At 63.1% G+C, this 15,110-nt stretch carries 17 protein-coding genes; 2 read left to right on the top strand and 15 right to left on the bottom strand.

Annotated elements, in window-relative coordinates; all coding sequences use genetic code 11:
* Window positions 1-125 precede the first annotated feature (125 nt).
* Entirely contained in the window at window positions 126-953 is an 828-nt protein-coding gene (locus HNQ60_RS11350) for a DUF4097 family beta strand repeat-containing protein (RefSeq protein ID WP_184331713.1), read from the top strand.
* Window positions 954-1,080: 127 nt separating this feature from the next.
* On the opposite strand, the gene HNQ60_RS11345 is transcribed toward HNQ60_RS11350, so the two are convergent.
* The 3 genes from HNQ60_RS11345 to HNQ60_RS11335 form a co-directional block, all read right to left on the bottom strand.
* Complete coding sequence (locus tag HNQ60_RS11345; protein ID WP_184331711.1) at window positions 1,081-1,377, bottom strand: YciI-like protein; 297 nt, start codon at window positions 1,375-1,377, stop codon at window positions 1,081-1,083.
* A 28-nt stretch (window positions 1,378-1,405) separates the two neighbouring features.
* Complete coding sequence (gene pyrF, locus HNQ60_RS11340) at window positions 1,406-2,239, bottom strand: orotidine-5'-phosphate decarboxylase (RefSeq protein ID WP_184331709.1); 834 nt, start codon at window positions 2,237-2,239, stop codon at window positions 1,406-1,408.
* A gap of 71 nt (window positions 2,240-2,310) precedes the next feature.
* Entirely contained in the window at window positions 2,311-3,039 is a 729-nt protein-coding gene (locus HNQ60_RS11335) for a 2OG-Fe dioxygenase family protein (protein WP_221304133.1), read from the bottom strand.
* Between the two features lie 385 nt (window positions 3,040-3,424).
* On the opposite strand from HNQ60_RS11335, the gene HNQ60_RS11330 reads away from it, so the two are divergent.
* Window positions 3,425-5,149: a M14 family metallopeptidase gene (locus HNQ60_RS11330; RefSeq protein ID WP_221304132.1), complete on the top strand. Its 1,725-nt coding sequence runs from the start codon at window positions 3,425-3,427 to the stop codon at window positions 5,147-5,149.
* A 64-nt stretch (window positions 5,150-5,213) separates the two neighbouring features.
* On the opposite strand, the gene HNQ60_RS11325 is transcribed toward HNQ60_RS11330, so the two are convergent.
* The 12 genes from HNQ60_RS11325 to HNQ60_RS11270 all read right to left on the bottom strand — a co-directional run bounded on the left by HNQ60_RS11325 (window position 5,214) and on the right by HNQ60_RS11270 (window position 15,045).
* The gene (locus HNQ60_RS11325) at window positions 5,214-5,753 is read right to left on the bottom strand and encodes an NUDIX domain-containing protein (protein ID WP_184331706.1); all 540 of its coding nucleotides are present in this window, start codon (window positions 5,751-5,753) and stop codon (window positions 5,214-5,216) included.
* Entirely contained in the window at window positions 5,750-6,271 is a 522-nt protein-coding gene (locus HNQ60_RS11320; protein WP_184331886.1) for a tetratricopeptide repeat protein, read from the bottom strand. Before HNQ60_RS11320 ends, HNQ60_RS11325 begins: the two co-directional genes overlap by 4 nt.
* Window positions 6,272-6,414: 143 nt before the next feature.
* On the bottom strand, window positions 6,415-6,831 hold the full coding sequence (locus HNQ60_RS11315; protein ID WP_184331704.1) for a hypothetical protein: 417 nt from the start codon (window positions 6,829-6,831) through the stop codon (window positions 6,415-6,417).
* 76 nt (window positions 6,832-6,907) lie between these two features.
* Entirely contained in the window at window positions 6,908-7,816 is a 909-nt protein-coding gene (locus HNQ60_RS11310; protein ID WP_184331702.1) for a 5'-3' exonuclease, read from the bottom strand.
* Between the two features lie 201 nt (window positions 7,817-8,017).
* Window positions 8,018-8,578, bottom strand: coding sequence for an HNH endonuclease (locus HNQ60_RS11305; RefSeq protein WP_184331868.1), 561 nt, complete (start codon window positions 8,576-8,578; stop codon window positions 8,018-8,020).
* 334 nt (window positions 8,579-8,912) lie between these two features.
* Entirely contained in the window at window positions 8,913-10,343 is a 1,431-nt protein-coding gene (locus HNQ60_RS11300; protein WP_184331700.1) for an NAD(P)(+) transhydrogenase (Re/Si-specific) subunit beta, read from the bottom strand.
* Between the two features lie 8 nt (window positions 10,344-10,351).
* The gene (locus tag HNQ60_RS11295) at window positions 10,352-10,672 is read right to left on the bottom strand and encodes an NAD(P) transhydrogenase subunit alpha (RefSeq protein ID WP_184331698.1); all 321 of its coding nucleotides are present in this window, start codon (window positions 10,670-10,672) and stop codon (window positions 10,352-10,354) included.
* A 32-nt stretch (window positions 10,673-10,704) separates the two neighbouring features.
* Window positions 10,705-11,829 (bottom strand): NAD(P) transhydrogenase subunit alpha, encoded by a 1,125-nt coding sequence (locus HNQ60_RS11290; protein WP_184331696.1) that lies wholly within the window; start codon window positions 11,827-11,829, stop codon window positions 10,705-10,707.
* A 124-nt stretch (window positions 11,830-11,953) separates the two neighbouring features.
* Window positions 11,954-12,391 (bottom strand): excinuclease, encoded by a 438-nt coding sequence (locus HNQ60_RS11285; protein WP_184331694.1) that lies wholly within the window; start codon window positions 12,389-12,391, stop codon window positions 11,954-11,956.
* Window positions 12,392-12,539: 148 nt separating this feature from the next.
* Complete coding sequence (locus HNQ60_RS11280) at window positions 12,540-13,070, bottom strand: chorismate--pyruvate lyase family protein (protein WP_184331692.1); 531 nt, start codon at window positions 13,068-13,070, stop codon at window positions 12,540-12,542.
* Window positions 13,070-14,311: a beta-ketoacyl-ACP synthase gene (locus tag HNQ60_RS11275; protein WP_184331690.1), complete on the bottom strand. Its 1,242-nt coding sequence runs from the start codon at window positions 14,309-14,311 to the stop codon at window positions 13,070-13,072. Before HNQ60_RS11275 ends, HNQ60_RS11280 begins: the two co-directional genes overlap by 1 nt.
* The gene (locus HNQ60_RS11270; RefSeq protein ID WP_184331688.1) at window positions 14,311-15,045 is read right to left on the bottom strand and encodes a 3-ketoacyl-ACP reductase FabG2; all 735 of its coding nucleotides are present in this window, start codon (window positions 15,043-15,045) and stop codon (window positions 14,311-14,313) included. Before HNQ60_RS11270 ends, HNQ60_RS11275 begins: the two co-directional genes overlap by 1 nt.
* Window positions 15,046-15,110: the final 65 nt, after the last annotated feature.

Below are 15,110 nucleotides of genomic sequence, written 5' to 3'. Positions count from 1 at the left end.
GGCCGCCGACTCCTATGACTTCCTGAATCTGGCTAGTCGCTAGCTGGCTGCCTCCTCGCAACCTTTGCCCCCTTTCCCGCATCCAAACCAAAACCTGGACCCCTCGACCAAGAAAGGACCTCCTCATGAACAGATTGCTGCCCATTCTCGTGGCCGGCCTGAGCCTGACTTCAGTCGCGCAAGCGGACGACTGGTGCAAACACAAAGCCGACCGCTCGGCCAGCATCGACACGACGGGTGCCAGGCGCGTCGTGATCGGCACCGGTGCCGGCGATCTCAAGGTCCGGGGCGAATCCGGGCGCAGCAAGGTGGAGGCGAAGGGCGAGGCGTGTGCTTCGAACGAAGAGCTGCTCGGCAAGATCCAGCTCGAGACCCGTCGCGACGGCGAGACCGTCTACCTGAAGACCCTGATGCCGGAGATGAAGGATGGCAGCTGGTTCGGCTCGACCTACGCCACGATGGATCTCGTGATCGCGTTGCCCGATTCGATTCCGATCGAGCTCGAAGATTCGAGCGGCGACCTGGAACTGCACAAAGTGAGGTCAGCGATCGTCGCCGACAGCTCCGGCGAAATGGAGATCGAAGACATCCAGGGCGATCTCGAAGTCACGGACAGCTCGGGCGATATCGAGATCGAACAGGTCGCGGGCAACCTCAAGCTCTCTGACAGCTCCGGCGATATCCACGTGGAAGGCGTAAAGGGCGACGTCGTCATTCCGATCGACAGCTCCGGCGACATCCGCATCGTGCAGGTTGGCAGCGTGCACATCCGCAACGACACGTCCGGCGAGATCTTTGTTCGCAACGTCAACCGCGATGTGCGCGTGGACGTCGACAGCTCCGGCGACATCAACGTCGAAGACGTCGGCGGCAACTTCTCTGTCGGCGCCGACAGCAGCGGCAGCGTGCGTCATTCGCGGGTGGTGGGAACGGTGCAGGTGGCGGAGCGGTAGAAACCTGTCATTCCCGCGCAGGCGGGAATCCATCTTTGTCTACGGGATGGATCCCCGCGTGCGCGGGGATGACGTTCCTGGTCACCATCCGCTATCCGCTATCCGCTATCCGCTATCCGCTTCTCTCTCATCTCACCGGCGTGTCGGCGTCCTGACCCACCACCGTCGTCCAGCGCCGCACCCGCCAGCGCGTCACGATTCCACTCTTCACGTAGGGATCTTCCTTGGCGAATCCTTCGGGAATTTCCGGCGAATCGCATTTGAACAGCAGCATCCCGCCGTCGACCGGATCGGCCAATGCGCCGCCGAGAATCAGTTCGCCGCGCTCAACGGAAGCCCACGCGCCGCGCAGATGCTCAGCGCGGAACTGCACGCGACGCTCCAGGTAGTCGGGTGCGAAATCGTAGAGAAGCAAGTAGTGCATCGCTCTCTCCTCAAGCTGACGCGAAGCGTCAGAGCAACTGCTTCGCCTGTTCCTGCATCGCACGGATCGTCGTGCGGATATCGGATTCCGTGCTGCCGTTGGCCAGGATCGCGCGCGATACGTTCGGCAGCACGCGGCCGCGTGCGGCGGGCATGCGACGCAGCACATCCTGAATCGTTGCGCCCTGAGCGCCGACACCGGGAGCCAGGATGAACGACGAAGGCAGCTGGTCGGCGGTCTCGGCTGCATCCTCGCAGGTAGCACCCACCACGGCACCGATGGGTCCGAGTCCGGAGCCGACGCGCGCATTGCGTTCGGTGATCAACCGCGAAAGATTCGCGGCAACGCTCTCGCCGTTCTGGAGCCGCGCCTGCTGCAGCTCCCGACCCTCGGGGTTCGAGGAACGAACGACGACGAACACACCGCCGTCGTTACGCAAGGCAATCGCCAGGAATTTTTCCAGCGCTTCGAAGCCGAGATAGGCATGCGTCGTCAGCGCGTCGGTGCGCAGAGGGCTCGATGGAGAGAAGTACGCTTCAGCGTACGCTTCCGCCGTCGTGTCGATGTCACCGCGCTTCGCGTCCGACAACACCATGACGCCGCGCGACCGCGACAGCTTCGTCAGTTCTTCCAGCACGCGGATGCCGCTGCTGCCGAACCGTTCGAAGAACGCAACTTGCGGCTTGATGATCGAGAGCTCGTACTGCGCGGCTTCGAGCACACGTTTTCCGAACTCGAATGCGCCCTCGGCCGTGTCGGGCAACCCGCAGCTCTTGAGCAACGAGGCGGAAGGATCGATCCCGACGCAGAGCGGGCTGTGCTGGGCGATGGCTTGCTGGAGACGCGCGGCGAAAGTAGACATGGGCGCGAAGTGTAGGGGCCAGGCGCCGCAGTGTCATGTACGACGGCGCCAATGCAGTAATTTCCAGGGATCTACGCGGAAGTGGGCTCCTGGAAGCCCCCACTGCGATACGTGAGCACGAGTGTGTCGCGCACCCCGCCCTCGCCTTCCGGCTGAATCGGTGTGGTCTCATGGACCACCCTCGCGTCGTCCAGCAGCAGCGTCGTCCACGGCTGCGTCATCGTGAATCGAACGCCTGCGATGCCCTCTGCTTCGAACACTCGCGTTTCACCGCCGCGGATCCGGTCACGATTGACGAGAATGACGGCAACATAATCGACACCATCACGGTGCGCGCCTTCCGGTGTCGGGCGACCGATGCCTTCGGCGGTATCGATGCGGAACTGGTGTGCCTCGATGTACCACTCGACAACGGGCCGGACTCGCGCGAACGCCTGGCCCAGCGACCGAAGCAGAAGAGACCACACGGGGTTCGTCGCGATCCGCGGGTCGATCGGCTCGAACCACCGCTCCATGCCTCCGTGCAGCGCGTTGTAGCTCGTGGGCTGCCAATGGGCACGATGCGGCACCTGGCGCAGCGCATCGGTCGCGATCTCCTGAACGAAACAACTGTGGCGGCGGTGACGATATCGACCGCCGTCCTTGAGCCATGCATCGCGAGGCAGCTCCGACCAGGACGGCGCCAGCCGATCGAGCTCAGCCGGCGCCACGCCCAGGGCGCCCTGCATTTCTTCCGGTCGCACCAGTGCACACCCAGACTCGCTCAGCGATTGACCGACGTTCCCACCGCGCAACAGCACTTGCCGCTCCGTAATCCGTTCGCCGCCGCGAATTCTGCCATGCCTGAATCATCGCCGACCGGCACAGTTGTCGCGGGATACGGCAGATCGCCCGGTGGATTCCACGCGGCGCGTTGTCCGATCGTACTCAACGGGGAATCGCGATCGCGGAGAACACGAGCAAGCTCTCGCCGGACAGCAGATGGCCGGCGAGGAGATCGACGCGAAACCGCCCTTCCGATCCGGCGCTTTCTGAACCGGACAAATCCTGACGCGATGATGCGATAGTCTTGCGCCCTCGTTCGTCATCCCAGGATCGCCCTTCATGGTTCGCCGTTTCGCCTCTTCCGTGCCCTGTGCATTGGCAAGTCTCGCCTTCGCGGTTCTCGCATTCCCTGGAGCAAGCATGGCCGCCACTTCGTCCGCTTCGGGTCTCGTCACGATCGCCGAGCAATCCGGCTACCAGCGCACGGGTCGTTACGAAGAAGTCGAACGATTGTGTCCGGCGTTCCAGAAGGCCTGGCCCGCGCAGGTGCGCTGCTTCGAATTCGGCCGCAGCCCCGAAGGTCGCCCGATGCTCGCGCTCGCTGCCTCCGCGGACGGCACGCTCGATGCTGCTTCGGCCCGCAGCAAGCAGCGGCCTGTCGTCCTGATGCAGGGCGGGATTCATTCCGGGGAGATCGACGGCAAGGACGCGGGCTTCCTCGCCTTGCGAGAGATGCTCGAGGGCCGAGCAGCCAAAGGCGCTCTCGCCCGCGCAACCTTCGTCTTCGTTCCCGTCTTCAGTGTCGACGGTCACGAACGCTTCGGTCGCTGGAATCGTCCGAACCAGGTGGGGCCCGAAGAGATGGGCTGGCGCACGAACGCGCAGAACCTGAACCTCAATCGCGACTACACGAAGGCCGATGCTCCGGAAATGCATGCGATGCTGCGGCTGTTGAACGAGTGGGATCCGGTGCTCTACGTCGACCTGCACGTGACGGACGGCGCCGAGTTCGAACATGACGTTTCCTACAACGTCACACCCACGCTCGCAGGTGACAGCGATCTCGTGCGCAATGCCAGCAGTCTTCGCGATGAGCTGTTGAAGAGGATGACCGCGCACGGCTCGCTGCCGCTGGATTTCTATCCCTCGTTCGTGCGCGATGACGATCCGCAGTCCGGCTTCGTCGACGGTGTCGGTCCGGCCTGGTTCTCGCAGCAGTACTGGGCACTCAGCAATCGCATCGGCGTGCTCGTCGAAACACACTCCTGGAAGGACTACCCGACGCGGGTGCGCATCACGCGCAACTCGATCATCTCGATGATGGAGCTGGCGACACAGCACGCAGATGCATGGTTGAAAGCGGCACGTGTCGCTGATGAGCGCGCATCGAAGATCGGCGGCTCATCGGTCGCGCTCGTTTACGGCAACACCGATCGGGTCCAGACAGTCGAATTCCGCGGCTATGAGTACACTCGTGAGCCTTCGGCGGTATCCGGCGCGCTAATGACCCGCTACAACAACAAGCGGCCGCAAATCTGGCGCATCCCGCTGCGAAACGAAGTGATACCGACCGTCAGCGTGAACGCCCCGAAGGGCGGCTACATCGTGCCTGCCGCATATGCGCAATGGGTTGGCGAGAAGCTGGCGCTGCACGGCGTCGCATCAAGCGTCATTCGCCAGGGCGTTGCGAAGACGGATGTGGAAGCGTTCCGCGCCACTTCGGTAAAGCTGTCGGCAGCAACATTCGAGGGCCACACGCGCGCCGTCGTCGAAGGCGACTGGAAGGTCGAACAGCAAGCGATTCCAGCAGGATCGCTGTTCGTGCCGATCGCGCAGCCGAAGGCTCACCTGGCAATGACTTTGCTCGAACCGAAGGATCCGGATTCGTATCTGAGCTGGGGTTTCTTCAACACATCCTTCGAGCGCAAGGAGTACATGGAGGCGTACGTTGCGGAGGCAGTCGCGGAAGAGATGCTGAAGAAAGACCCGGCGGTGAAGAAGGAGTTCGAACGCCGCCTGGCGGACGATCCGAAGTTTGCAACTGATCCGGGGGCGCGGCTCGACTTTTTCTATCAGCGCTCGCCGTCGTGGGATACGAGGTTCAACCTGTACCCGGTGTATCGGGTTGCTCAGCCTGTTGAGTAAGCGCGGAAGCAGCGCGAACGTGTGAGATGGCTTCCCGCTTTCGCGGGAATGACAGGCTGGGTCGTTACTCCCTCTTCGCCTTGTCCCACTCCGATTCGCGGCGCATCTCCAGCATTGGCGGCTCGAATCCTTTGCTGCGGAGCCAATCACGCAACGCGAAGCCAGTGCCCGCGGGCCACACGCGGCACTGATCGAATGGCACGTGCTTGTAATCGTCCAGCTCTTCGTTCAGCGCGATCGTGCCGGTGGCGGCGACGTGGAATCCGATGATGACCTGGTTCATGCGCTCGAACGCATAGACGCCGATCAGCGTGGGCGGGCCGGCGTCGAGATTCAGCTCTTCCTTCACTTCGCGCACGACGCATTGCTGCGGCGTTTCACCGCGCTCGAGAAATCCCGTAATCAGGCCGTAGAAACTGCGCGGCCATGCGCGATTGCGCGCGAGGACGACAGTCCCCTCGTGCTCGACGACCGCAGCAACGACGGGGGTCGGGTTGTCATACCAGATGAAGCCGCATCCCGCCGAACAGATGCGGCGCGGCTCGCCTTCAACGGCTTTGTCGACGAGCGGCGCCGCGCAGTTCGGGCAGAAGCGAAATGTCATCGGCTCGCCTTGCGATCCAGCTCGTCGGCCTTCGCCTCATCGGCCTTGGCTTCCGTCTCTTTACCCATCTCGTTGTAGATGTCGGCGCGGCGGTAGTAGCCGTCCGACTCGTTCGGCGCGAGCTCGATCGCCTTGTTGGCATCGTTGAGCGCCGAATCTTTCTTGTCGAGCGACAGGTACACGCGCGCGCGATTCAAATAGCCCAGCGGCTCGTTCGGCTCGAGCTCGATGAACTTGGTCGCATCCTCGAGCGCCGCATCGAACTTGCCTGACGAATCGCGAGCCCGGGATCGCAGCATGTACAGATCCGCCCGGTTCGGATCCATGTCGATTGCCTTGCGCAGGATCGACACGGCTTCCTCGGGCTTGCCTTTAGACAGCGCCGCCTGAGCTTGCGTCATCATGTCATCGACTTGTTTGCTGTTGGCCTGCGCCTGGACGCCCGAAGGCAGCAGCGCGGCAGCGAGAACGAGGGAAAAGACCTGCAGGACCATCCTGGACGCGCGAACGATAGCCATGGCGTATCCCCCAGACAATTTACGTTGTTGATTTATGCCTGCCCGTATAGACGGGTCTGCGCAGGATTATGCGCCGGGGAATGAGACCGGGGAACTGAGCCGGGGAAATACGGATCCGCGGACGGCGGCAGCACAGGCGACGATCAGCCGGTTGCCCGGCACTTCAGCTGCCGGCGCCGTGTTTCCAGGTCCCGCTTGCGCTCGCGCAGTTTCTCGCCCTGACTCGCGCTGTAGCCGGTTCGCATGGTCGACAGGATCTTCCGCAGCGATTCATCCAGGTGCCGACACGTCGCGGTGTTCGACGCTGCTGCCGGTTCCTTCACTCGATCGCGAGACCGGGGCGTCGGCGGGGATGCCCGCGTCGTTCTGGGCGCCACGGTATCGACGACGCTGACGGTACTCAGGTCGATGTCGTACGGCTGGCTATCGGCGCCACACGGGCGGTCGGCGAACGTCACTCCCGCATCTGTCTTGCAGCGATAGATGGTCGGTGGAGGACCCGCAACGGCGGTTGCCGAAGAGATCGAGAGCGCCGCGACCAGAGCAATCCTTCGCCTCATGTGACCTCCTGTCACAGTGAACTGGCGGGATGGTCACTCCCGCGGCGGCAGTCCTGGCCGTGAATTTCCGGGTGTTTTACGCAGGAATCGCGGCTGGCGTCGGCCGCATCGCGACGATTCTCTCGGCCTGGTTACGCAGCAACCGGCCGAAGCCCACGGAATCGTAGAGTCGGCCCAGGGCCGTCAGATTCGGCTGCCGGCGCCACAGGTCGGAGAGCTGCACTTCGAGCGGCATGTCGCACGCGATACCTGTCAGCTTGCGCGCAAGGAACGCCGATTCGCGATAGTCGCGCAGCTGCCCGCACACGAATCCCGCATTGCGCATCTTCAGCTTCAGCACGGCGTCGAGGTTGTCATAGAGCTGCGGCAGCGATTCGAAGTGCTTGAAGAGCATCGATGCCGTCTTGCGGCCGACGCCCGGCACGCCGGGAATGTTGTCGACCGCATCGCCCATCAGCGCGAGAAAACAGGCCATTCGCTCGGGCTGAACGCCGAACCGCTCGGCGATGTCATCGTAGCGATAGCGACGATCGTCGAGGTAATCCCAGTACACGTCGCCGCGACGGACGAGCTGCGAAAGATCTTTGTCGCGCGTGACAATGACGACGTTGCGACCGTCGGCCCGCGCCCGTTCGGCGAGCGTACCGATGATGTCGTCGGCTTCGTATTCGTTGCTCGTGAAGCTCGGAACGCCCATCGCACGGCACAGCTGCCGGCACAGGAGAAACTGCCGCTTCAACTCCACCGGCGTGGGGTCGCGATTGGCCTTGTAAGCCGGATACAGCAGGGTGCGATACGAGTTCTCAGTACGCTCGTCGAAAGCCACGGCGATGTGCCCGGGCTTTTCCCGCTCGATCAGATCGCCGAGAAACCGTGCAAACCCATGCAGCGCATTGACCGGATTGCCGTCGTAGTCGACGACGTCGTTCGGCACCGTATGCCAGGCGCGAAAGACGAAGATGGGGGCATCGATCAGGTAGAGCATGAAGAAGAAGCGGTTGGCGGTTGGCGGTTGGCGGTTGGCGACTAGTGCTTAATTCGGAACCGATCCCGAAATCGACATCAGGGTCGCTGCATTCTCGGCCATTTCCGGCTGGAGCACGACCGGAAACTACGGCGAAGCTCGAGCCGTGACAGCGAGGTTCCTCTCGCCATCCGCTAACCGCCAACCGCCAACCGCTTCTTCTTACTGGATTCCGTGTGCCTTCAAACGCGCATGCAGCGGGCTCGAGCGGGGGAAATGCGCGAGCAGGTATTCCATCTGGTCGGCCAGCACGCGACGGCTCTTGAGATAGATGTACTCGGCGTAGGTCGGCGTGAACGGCACCGCGATGAGCTGCAGACCGGCCTGCTCGGGCGTCTTCGATGCCTTGAGATTGTTGCAGCGCCGGCACGCCGTGACGACGTTCGTCCACTTGTCGCGCCCGCCCTGGCTCAGGGGCCGGACGTGATCGCGGGAAAGCTGGTTGGAAGGGAATCGCTGGCCGCAGTACAGGCACAGATGCGCATCGCGCTTGAACAGGGTCTGGTTGTTCAGCGGCGGCGTGTAGTCCTGGCGCAGGTTGCCGGGATTGTGCGTGTGGCCGATGGTCGCAATGATCGAATTCACTTCGACCGCGGTCTGCAGCCCCGACTTCGCATTGGTGCCGCCATACAGCGTGTAGAGCTGTGTCCCACAGGTGTAGGCCACCTGCTCCGTATGGTAAAGCCGCACGGCGTCCCTGTAATCGATCCATTCCAGGGGCATGCCCGATACGTCGGTCCGCAGGATCTCTTGATTCAAGTTGTACGGTTGCTGCACGACTTAAGAATCAGTACGACCGGCCCTACTTTGGCACGGCCTTGAGTAGCGACTCGCGACCTAAGATACGCGAGGGGTGTGTAGATATTCAACGGGGCAAGTATTTCAGCGGAAAAGGGAATCCCGGAGGTGTGGGGAAGAAGAGACGGAATCCCGGCCGAGGCGGGGCTACGAGCGACGAGCTACGAGCTGTGAGCCGGAAAGGGAGGATTCGGATAAAGAGCAATCGAGGCGGCGCCGAAGCCCTCTGGCTCATCGCTCACCGCTCATCGCTCGCCGCTCAGTGTCCGCCTTCCAACTGCTTCACCGCCTGAATCATCGCCACCATCACTTTCTGGGCGTCCCCGTAAACCATGCTGGTGTTATCGGCGAAGAAGAGCTCGTTTTCGACGCCTGAGTAGCCTTTGCCCTGGCCGCGCTTGATGACGTACACCTGCCGGGCCTGGTCGACGTTCAGGATCGGCATGCCGTAGATGGGCGAGGACTTGTTCGTGCGGGCGGCGGGATTGACCGTGTCGTTCGCGCCGATGACGACGGCCACATCCGCTTCCTTGAACTCCTCGTTGATGTCTTCGAGGTCGTAGATCATGTCGTACGGCACGCCGGCTTCCGCGAGCAGCACGTTCATGTGGCCCGGCATGCGGCCGGCGACGGGGTGAATGGCGAACTTCACTTCCACACCCGCATCGGTCAGGAGCTTCACGAACTCGAACAGCTTGTGCTGCGCCTGCGCAACTGCGAGTCCGTAGCCGGGCGCGAAGATGACCTTCGAGGCGTAGCGCATGTTCACCGCGGCGTCGCCCGCTTCAGCGGCCTTCATCGTGCCTTTGATCTCGCCTTGGCTCTCGTCGCCCGTCGCGCCGAAGTTGCTGAAGATGACATTCGACACGCTGCGATTCATGGCCTTCGCCATCAGGAGCGTCAGCAGCGTACCCGCCGAGCCCACGACCATGCCCGCGATCATCAGCGCGGGGTTCTGCAGCACGTAGCCTTCGAACCCGACGGCGAGACCGGTGAATGCGTTGTACAGGGAGATGACCACCGGCATGTCGGCGCCGCCGATCGGCATCGTCATCAGCACGCCGAAGATCAATGCGAGACCGAAGAACACCGCAACGACCTGCGGCGAGGCGTGGCCGTGCTCGGCGAAGACGATGAAAAGGCCGAGACCCAGCGTCAGCAGGAACAGCGCGCCGTTGATGACCTGCTGGCCTTTGACACGCCACGTGCCGTTGATCTTGCCGTCGAGCTTCGCCCAGGCGATCAGCGAGCCGGACAGCGAGACGGACCCGATCAGCGCGCCGACGATGGTCACGATCAGCGGAATAGTCGTATGCGTCGCGCTCGTGCGCAGCAACTCGACGGCCGCGATTGCGGCTGCGGCGCCACCGCCCATGCCGTTGTAGAGCGCGACCATTTGCGGCATCGCCGTCATTGCAACGCGCTTGCCGCTCCACCATGCCCACAGCGTGCCCACACCCAGCGCCGTCGCCGCCAGGATGATGTTGGTCGTGAGATGCGGCTGAGCAGCCTCATTGACACCGAACACGTACAGGAAACTCGCGAGTGTCGCTACGAGCATGCCGACGCCCGCGACGACGATGCCGGAGCGCGCCGTGACCGGCGACGACATGCGCTTCAGGCCGTAGATGAACAGGAACGCCGCGGCGAAGTAGCTGGCGTCGATGATGAGTTGGGGCTGGAGATTCATGGGCGAGCTCATTTCTTCGCGTTATCGGACTTCTTGTCGCTCGGTTTGAACATTTCCAGCATGCGTTCCGTCACGACGTAACCGCCGGCCGCATTGCCCGCGCCGAGCAGGACACCGATGAAGCCGATGACCTGCTCCACCGTCGAGGTTGCATTGAGCAGCGCGTACATCGCACCGACCACCACGATGCCGTGCACGAAGTTCGATCCGGACATCAGCGGCGTGTGCAGGATGGCCGGCACGCGCCCGATGATTTCGTAGCCGGTGAACGCGGCCAGCATGAAGATGTACAGGGCCACGAATCCTGTCAGTGTCGTCGTTAGATCCATGATTCCGTCCCGTCAGTAGGGCAGTCGATGCTTCAGCCGTCGACGGCCTTTTTCGCCGCCTCGTTCTTGATCTCGCCAGCGTGCGTCAGCGCGGTCTTGGCAATGACTTCATCGCTCCAGTCGAGCTTGACCGACTGGTCCTTGAGGAACAGCTCGATCAGGTTGAACTGGTTCTTCGCATACAGCTCGCTCGCGTGTTCGCCGAGCATGCTCGGCACGTTGAGCGGGCCAATGATCGTGACCTGGCCGACCTGCACGGTTTCGCCGGGCTTCGTGTATTCGCAGTTGCCGCCGCCCTCCGCCGCGAGATCGACGATCACGCTGCCGGCCTTCATTCCATCGACCTGCGCCTTGCTGATCAGCTTCGGCGAGGGACGACCTGGAATGGCGGCCGTCGTGACGATCACGTCGGCGGACTGGATGTGCTTGGTGACGACAGCGGCGATCTTCGCCTTCTCCTCTTCCGTCAGTTCACGCGCATAGCCACCGGCACCGCGCGCATCGACGCCGGTGTCGACGAATTTCGCACCAAGCGATTCCGCCTGTTCCTTCGTCTCGGGTCGCACGTCGTAGCCTTCGGTCATGGCACCGAGTCGTCGCGCAGTCGCAAGCGCTTGCAGACCGGCAACGCCGAGACCCATGACGAGCGTGCGTTGCGGGCGAATCGATCCGACGGCCGTGGTCATCATCGGCAGCATGCGTGCGATGTTGGTGGCGCCGATCAGCACCGCGTAGTAACCCGCCAATGCGGCCTGGCTCGACAGTGCATCCATCGCCTGCGCGCGCGTGATGCGGGGGACGAGCTCCATCGCGAAGCAGGTGATCTTGCGATCGCGGAGCAGTTTCGTCAGCTCGACTTCCTTGTGCGCGTAAACGAAGGAGACGAGGATGGCGCCTTCCTTCATCGACCGCGCGACTTCGATGTCCGGCGGCTGAACGGCGACGACGATGTCCGCATCGGCAACGAGCGATCGTGCATCCGCCGCGAAGGAAACATTCTTGAACGCGGAATCCGGGAGCTTCACCGCGTCACCGGCACCGGATTGAATCTGGATCCGAGCACCCAGCTTGATCAGCTTGTCCGCCACGGCCGGCACCATGGCGACCCGGCGCTCGTTGGCGCGGGTTTCTTTCAGCACGGCAATCTTCACGGACATGGATACCCCGGGACTGATCTGCAGCGGATGCGACGCCGCACCTGCACTGTCATTCCCGCGCGAACGGAATCCACCTCGAAGATCCGGATGGACTCCCGCCTGCGCGGGAGTGACGACGACTTGCTTAGAGCTTCACCACCGTGCCGCGCAACGTCACGCCGCCGACGATCGCACCAGCGCCGCATTCATACTCGGTCTCGCTGGAGAACTCGTTCTTCTTGTAGTAGCTCTGGATGTTGATGACGGCGTTGCCGCCTTCGGCGAGCGCACGCTCCTTCAGCGAAATCATCGCCGACAGGAACGCCCATTCGCAGCCTTCCTTGTCCGACTTGTTCGCGAAGTTGGTCTTCTTGTTCGCGGTGTAGGTGCCGAGTGTCGTCGTGGCCTGCGGCGAAGCCTGCGGGCCGAAGAAGAACTTCACGTCGGTGCCGAGCTTCGCCTGCGCCTCGGCCGCCGCCATCGCATCCTTGATCGGAAGCTTCAGACGCGTATCGCGCGCTTGAGCAACGCTGAACACCAGCACGGTAGCCGCCGCCGCTGCGGCGATCGTTCGAATCTTCATCCTCGAGGCTCCTCGATCTTGGGCTTGCTTCTTGTCGCCGCGGTTGGCGCGGGCGAGGCGAAGTGTAGCATCCGTTCCCTCAACGACCACCGCCCCGTCGCGCCATTCCGGCCCGTTATGGCTTGTTTACAGCCAGTTTCCCGTTCGTCTACGGATGTGAGAAGCCGCGGCCGAACAGCGTCGCCGGAAATTTTTCCGTGATGAGACCCATCGGCGCACCGCCGGTACGGATCACGTAGCTGCGCGACAGGAGCTCGCTGCGCTCGGGAAAAAGGCGCGCGGCAGGATCTTCCGGTTCGCGACGGTAGTCGACTATCTCGCGATAGGTTTCGAGCTTCGCGGCACGCCACAACTGGCCGATCGGCGTGTCCGTCTGCAGCATCGCGTTCTGCATGCCCTGCGGCAGACGAGAGGGAACGAGCCAGGAGTGCGCATACATATACGGGCGGTCGGCACCGCGCAGCAGAATCTCCCGGCTGAGCACCGGTTCATCGGCCGCGACGCCCAGCGGCGCGGGCCCGCCCTTCACGAGCGTGTGTTCGATTTTCTCCACGCGGATCCGCTCGCCCGTGTAGATCTCGAGGAGCTGAGTGACCGTGCCGTCCGTGGTCAGCAGGATCTTCTGCAGCAGGCTGAGCGATGCGTCGTCGGCGATGAGGCGTTCCGGCGTCGGCTGCATCAGGCAGCCCAGCGGCGGAAAACCAGCGAAGTGTTCACTCCGCCGAACGCGAAATTGTTCTTCATGACGTACTCGCACTGCAGGTCCCGGCCGCCGTTCATGACGTAGTCGAGCTCGCCGCAGCGCTCATCGACGTTGTTCAGATTCAGCGTGGGCATGAACCAGCCTTCGCGCATCATCTGGATCGTGAACCAGCTTTCGATGGCGCCGCATGCGCCGAGGGTGTGACCGAGATGGCCTTTGACCGAGCTGACGGGCGTGCGCGAGCCGAACAGCCGCTGCATCGCGTGCGTCTCGGCAATGTCGCCCTGCTCGGTCGCGGTCGCATGAGCGTTCACATAGCCGATTGCCGAAGGCGGCAGCTGCGCGTCGTCGAGCGCGAGCTTCATCGCGACTTCCATCGTGTTCGTGTTGGGATGCGTCGGGTGATCGCCGTCGGAGTTGCTGCCGAAGCCGACGATTTCCGCGTAGATCGTCGCGCCGCGGGCCTTCGCATGTTCGAGCTCTTCGAGAATCAGCGTGCAGGCGCCTTCGCCGATGACGAGACCGTCGCGATCGCGATCGAACGGGCTCGGCGTCTGGCTCGGCGTGTCGTTGCGCGTGCTCGTCGCGTAGAGCGTGTCGAAGACCGCCGCCTCGCTCGCGCAGAGCTCTTCGGCGCCGCCGGCGACCATCAGCTTGGAGCGATTGAAGCGGATCGCTTCGTACGCATAGCCGATGCTCTGACTGCCCGACGTGCATGCACTGCACGCAGGAATCACGCGGCCCTTGATGCCGAAATACACACCGATGTTGGCTGCCGCGGTATGCGGCATGAGGCGCAGGTAAGTCGTCGCGTTGATGCCGCTGACGTCGCCCGTTTCGATCATCGAGCCGAATTCGCGAATCGCGTCCGGACTGCCGGTGCATGAGCCGTAGGCAACGCCCATTGCGCCGCTCGTCACCACGGGATCGTCCGTGAGACCCGCGTCTTCGAGCGCCATCTCTGTCGCACGCGTCGCCAGCAACGCGACGCGTCCCATCGTCCGAGTGACCTTGCGCGTGTACTGCGGCGGCAGCTGGAATGGCGGCACCGGACCGCCGAGACGCGTGTTGAGATCGGTGTAGCGATCCCACTCATGCATCCGCGCGATACCACTCATATTGGCGCGCAATGCGCGCGCGATTGTCGGCCAGTCGTGCCCGAGGGCGGTGATACCGCCGAATCCGGTGACGACGACCCGCTTCGCTGAACCACTCATCAGACCATCCCGCCATTCACGCCGATGACCTGCCGCGTGATGTAGGCGGCGTCATCGGACATCAAGAAATTTACCACTGCTGCAACTTCGCCGGGTTCTCCGACCCGTCCTGCCGGGATCGCCTTGACCACCTCGTCCACGGGGGCATCGTTCATCATGTCGGTCCGGATGAGCCCGGGCGCGACGCAATTGACGGTGATCCTGCGGCTCGCCAACTCGACGGCGAGCGCTTTGGTCGCGCCGATGATACCCGCCTTGGACGCGCTGTAATTGACCTGCCCGCGGTTGCCCATCACACCCGAGACGGACGACAGGGTCACGATCCGCCCCGGCGCCCGCCGCCGGATCATCGGCATGACCGCAGGCTGCAGCACATTATAAAAACCATCCAGATTCGTTCTCAGGACTGCATCCCAGTCCTCGTGGCTCAGGGCGGGGAAAGCCCCATCCCTCGCGATTCCCGCATTACAAACAACGCCGTAATACGCGCCGTGAGTCTCGATATCCGCGGTGATGGCGTCGTGGCACGCCGCCCGGTCGCTGGTGTCGAAACAGAGCACGCGCGGAGCGAGGCCATTCGCTGCGGTGATCGCGGCGCACACCTCCTGCGCAGCCGCGATGTTCCCGCGGCAATGCACAATCACCTGGTAGCCGCTGGCCGCGAGCCGCTCGGCAATGGCGCGCCCGATGCCCCTGCTGGAGCCGGTAACGAGGATGCTGCGGGTTTCGGACATCAGAGAAGAATCTCCACGGGGTACACGGGGAGCACGGGGTAAGCGAAATTGGATTCACCGAGACC

It is taken from the genome of Povalibacter uvarum (assembly GCF_014202975.1).
Taxonomy (GTDB): domain Bacteria; phylum Pseudomonadota; class Gammaproteobacteria; order Steroidobacterales; family Steroidobacteraceae; genus Steroidobacter; species Steroidobacter uvarum.
The sequence above is the reverse complement of the archived record's forward strand: the minus strand, read 5'-3'. Positions and strand labels throughout refer to the sequence as shown.

What these genes read in the sequence shown, in the direction of transcription:
- HNQ60_RS11350 (WP_184331713.1), top strand. Translation starts at nt 126, where the DNA reads ATGAACAGATTGCTGCCCATTCTCGTGGCCGGCCTGAGCCTGACTTCA.
- HNQ60_RS11345 (WP_184331711.1), bottom strand. Translation starts at nt 1,377, where the DNA reads ATGCACTACTTGCTTCTCTACGATTTCGCACCCGACTACCTGGAGCGT.
- pyrF (WP_184331709.1), bottom strand. Translation starts at nt 2,239, where the DNA reads ATGTCTACTTTCGCCGCGCGTCTCCAGCAAGCCATCGCCCAGCACAGC.
- HNQ60_RS11330 (WP_221304132.1), top strand. Translation starts at nt 3,425, where the DNA reads ATGGCCGCCACTTCGTCCGCTTCGGGTCTCGTCACGATCGCCGAGCAA.
- HNQ60_RS11325 (WP_184331706.1), bottom strand. Translation starts at nt 5,753, where the DNA reads ATGACATTTCGCTTCTGCCCGAACTGCGCGGCGCCGCTCGTCGACAAA.
- HNQ60_RS11320 (WP_184331886.1), bottom strand. Translation starts at nt 6,271, where the DNA reads ATGGCTATCGTTCGCGCGTCCAGGATGGTCCTGCAGGTCTTTTCCCTC.
- HNQ60_RS11315 (WP_184331704.1), bottom strand. Translation starts at nt 6,831, where the DNA reads ATGAGGCGAAGGATTGCTCTGGTCGCGGCGCTCTCGATCTCTTCGGCA.
- HNQ60_RS11310 (WP_184331702.1), bottom strand. Translation starts at nt 7,816, where the DNA reads ATGCTCTACCTGATCGATGCCCCCATCTTCGTCTTTCGCGCCTGGCAT.
- HNQ60_RS11305 (WP_184331868.1), bottom strand. Translation starts at nt 8,578, where the DNA reads ATGCCCCTGGAATGGATCGATTACAGGGACGCCGTGCGGCTTTACCAT.
- HNQ60_RS11300 (WP_184331700.1), bottom strand. Translation starts at nt 10,343, where the DNA reads ATGAATCTCCAGCCCCAACTCATCATCGACGCCAGCTACTTCGCCGCG.
- HNQ60_RS11295 (WP_184331698.1), bottom strand. Translation starts at nt 10,672, where the DNA reads ATGGATCTAACGACGACACTGACAGGATTCGTGGCCCTGTACATCTTC.
- HNQ60_RS11290 (WP_184331696.1), bottom strand. Translation starts at nt 11,829, where the DNA reads ATGTCCGTGAAGATTGCCGTGCTGAAAGAAACCCGCGCCAACGAGCGC.
- HNQ60_RS11285 (WP_184331694.1), bottom strand. Translation starts at nt 12,391, where the DNA reads ATGAAGATTCGAACGATCGCCGCAGCGGCGGCGGCTACCGTGCTGGTG.
- HNQ60_RS11280 (WP_184331692.1), bottom strand. Translation starts at nt 13,070, where the DNA reads ATGCAGCCGACGCCGGAACGCCTCATCGCCGACGACGCATCGCTCAGC.
- HNQ60_RS11275 (WP_184331690.1), bottom strand. Translation starts at nt 14,311, where the DNA reads ATGAGTGGTTCAGCGAAGCGGGTCGTCGTCACCGGATTCGGCGGTATC.
- HNQ60_RS11270 (WP_184331688.1), bottom strand. Translation starts at nt 15,045, where the DNA reads ATGTCCGAAACCCGCAGCATCCTCGTTACCGGCTCCAGCAGGGGCATC.